Source organism: Streptosporangium sp. G11, from assembly GCF_051192615.1.
GTDB lineage: Bacteria > Actinomycetota > Actinomycetes > Streptosporangiales > Streptosporangiaceae > Streptosporangium.
Window position 1 is genome coordinate 1 of the sequence record NZ_JBPJUQ010000341.1, and the last position, 735, is coordinate 735.

General features: G+C 69.0%; 1 protein-coding gene. It reads right to left on the bottom strand.

All coding sequences use genetic code 11. The features are described 5' to 3' along the window. On the bottom strand, positions 1-620 hold a 620-nt coding region (locus tag ACSDR0_RS50925), incomplete at its 3' end, for an IS110 family transposase (protein WP_435296190.1). Positions 621-735 lie beyond the last annotated feature (115 nt).

Below are 735 nucleotides of genomic sequence, written 5' to 3' on the forward strand. Positions count from 1 at the left end.
TCCAGCTGGTTGATGCGCACCGTTAACTGCCTGCAGCGCTCGCGCAGTTCGCGGGCGATCTGCGCGACGACCCCTGGCATGTCGGCCAGATGTTGAGACAGCTCGTCTTGGACGCGGCGGCGGCGAATTCCGCGGGAGGGGATCTCCAGTTCGGGGTCGAGTTCGTGTAGGTGCCGGCGCAGCCGGCTGCAGATTCGGGTCCGCTGGACGACCAGGTCATCGCGGTAGTCGGCCAGCGGCTTCACCTCCCGAGATGGACCGTCCAGGTGAGCTACCGGCAGGTCCGGCTCACGCAACGCGACCCGGGCGACCGCCAGCGCGTCAATGGGATCGGACTTGCCGCGTTCCCGGCCTGAGCGGCGCTGGCCGGACATCAGCTGGGTGGTGACGCGCACGACCCGGTGGCCGACGGGCAACAGATCGGCCTCCAGCTGGCGGGTCACGTGCCGGCAGTCCTCGATTGCGAAGGTGACCTCGGGCCACTGGGCGGCCCAGGTCGCAGCGTCGGCATTGCCGTCGGGGGTCGCGCGAACGGTGCGTTCGGCGAGTTTGCGGCCGACCTGGTCGACGGCGACCAGGGTGTGGGTGCGTTTGTGGGCATCGACGCCGATGACGATCAACCGTTCCTCCTGAACAGTCACCTACCAGCAACTTCGAGGTCCGGGCCGCTCCGGCGGGCACGCCTGAATCGAGCCGGTGCACGCTCCTGTCAAGCCACACCGGGCGGCCGGTTCC